Source organism: Streptomyces sp. NPDC127084 (assembly GCF_042724175.1).
In the GTDB taxonomy this organism is placed as follows: domain Bacteria; phylum Actinomycetota; class Actinomycetes; order Streptomycetales; family Streptomycetaceae; genus Streptomyces.
In genome coordinates this window covers 970-2,730 of record NZ_JBHXFA010000319.1, presented here as the reverse complement: position 1 = coordinate 2,730, position 1,761 = coordinate 970, and the positions used below count along the sequence as shown (strand labels likewise).

The 1,761-nt window shown below is 67.9% G+C and carries 3 protein-coding genes and 1 pseudogene; 3 read left to right on the top strand and 1 reads right to left on the bottom strand.

All coding sequences use genetic code 11. The features are described from left to right. Positions 1–374: integrase core domain-containing protein (locus ACFWI9_RS33775; RefSeq protein WP_387168995.1), on the top strand; the 374-nt coding region annotated here is incomplete at its 5' end. A 196-nt stretch (positions 375–570) separates the two neighbouring features. Here the strand turns inward: ACFWI9_RS33775 and ACFWI9_RS33770 are convergent. Continuing rightward, on the bottom strand, positions 571–795 hold the full coding sequence (locus ACFWI9_RS33770; protein WP_387168992.1) for a helix-turn-helix domain-containing protein: 225 nt from the start codon (positions 793–795) through the stop codon (positions 571–573). A gap of 75 nt (positions 796–870) precedes the next feature. On the opposite strand from ACFWI9_RS33770, the gene ACFWI9_RS33765 reads away from it, so the two are divergent. Beyond that, the gene (locus ACFWI9_RS33765) at positions 871–1,296 is read left to right on the top strand and encodes a transposase family protein (protein ID WP_387168989.1); all 426 of its coding nucleotides are present in this window, start codon (positions 871–873) and stop codon (positions 1,294–1,296) included. Between the two features lie 269 nt (positions 1,297–1,565). Next, positions 1,566–1,761 (top strand): annotated as a pseudogene (locus ACFWI9_RS33760) (YncE family protein); the annotation flags it as partial.

Genomic DNA, 1,761 nt, shown 5'->3' with positions numbered 1-1,761 from the left:
CGAGGTCTTCGAGGAACAGCTACGCTCGCTACAACAGCCCAGTGTTGCAACGACTGGTTGAACTCGCCGAATACACATCGTTCGCGCTCGCCGAGCATCTCGACCGAGCAGGGATCGCGGCATCGATCGGCTCGGTCGGCGACGCCTACGACAACGCCCTCACGGAATCGACGATCAGACTGTTCAAGACGGAGCTGATCAAACCCGGCCAGCCCTGGAAGACGCTCTCCCAGGTCGAGCTCGCCACCGCCGAGCGGATCGACTGGTACTGCCACCGCCGACTCCACGGTGAGATAGGCCACGTCCCGCCCGTCGAGTACGAGACCACCTACTACATGCAATCCACGAAACCCCAGGTCACAACCACAATCTGAGATCTCTACCGAACCCGGGGCGGCTCACCAGCCGTTACGCACGAGCAGTTTCCGCACGCCCTGGATCGTGTGGGCCAGGTGGAAGCGCCGGCCGATCACCGTCTTGACCGCGCCAACGTCCGCCGCTGATCCTCCCAGCCGTGCGCTGCCGGCCCCTTGGCCAGCTTTGCCTCCAGCCGAGCGAACTACTTCTCGCTCAACCGCGGCAGCGATGCCGGGCCCGCCGCGACCTCAACGCCCGCGGACCGCCCTCGTCCCACGCCTGCCGCCACCGCTGCACCGACCGGACACTGACCCGAAGGTCCCCGGCGATCACCGAACCCGCCTCACCCCGAGCGAACCGCTCGGCCGCCTGAAGTCGTAACTCCTCACGGAACTGCTGCCGTTCACCGGTCAGCCCGCCCCCTTGTAAATACCGCATACACCTGTTGATACCCCAGCGGGTGACCAGCCGTCAGCCTCTACAACACCACGAGTTCAACCTCAGTAGTCTGCCGTGGTCTGTCTGGTCAAGCCCCTCTCGCGTCAGCAGCGTGAACTTCCCGGAGTGGAGGTCCGTCTGGCTGGTCTGCCCGATCCGCGGCACCGGCGTGGACGGTGGCACACTCTCGCCTCGGTCCTGCTGACCGGCGCGTGCGCGGTCCTGGCCGGCGCCCGCTCCTATCGGGCCATCGGACAGTGGGCCCGCCACGCTCGCCAGGACACCCTCGCCCGCCTGGGTTTCGTGCGTGTGGGCCGCTCGGCGTGCGCCGGCTGGCCTGCCTGTCCACCCTGCGCCGGGTGCTGGTCCTGGTGTTGTCCCCGCGGGCTCGCCGACCTGCTCGGCCACGGCACGACCGGGACGGAGGCGGTCGCGGTGGACGGCAAGAGCGCCCGCGGCTCGCGTACCGATACCATGCCCGCCGTTCCACCTGCTGGCTGACGACACGGCCGCTGGCCGTCCCCGGACACGCCGGGGGCGGTTCAGTGCGTGTCGACACTTACACATTGTGTAGACGAATGACACGATCTGGGCGATCGGAAGGATTGCTGGCGGGGCTGAGGTGTCGTCAGGACTGTGGATTCGTGGAGGGCATCGTGAGGATCCGTCGTGTGTGGGGGTGTCTCGGTGTGGGGGGTGCCTCTGTGTCGCAGGCGTCGCCCCGTCGCTGGACCGAGCGTCGATGGTGGGGCGGGTTGCCTGCTGCGGTGGTGACCGGGGTGGTTCTGGTGGCGGGGCTCGCCCTGCCCCTGGCTGTTCCGCAGACCGCCCACGCCGTACCGCCCGGCACCTACGCCTACGTCGCCAATGTCGACAGTGACTCGGTGTCGGTGATCGACACCGCCAGCAACACCGTCACCGCCACCATCCCCGTCAGCGACGCGCCAAGCGGGGTGGGGGTGTCGC

Bases quoted from the DNA above. Each gene is read 5' to 3' on its own strand.
- ACFWI9_RS33770 (WP_387168992.1), bottom strand. From the start codon at position 795: ATGCGGTATTTACAAGGGGGCGGGCTGACCGGTGAACGGCAGCAGTTC.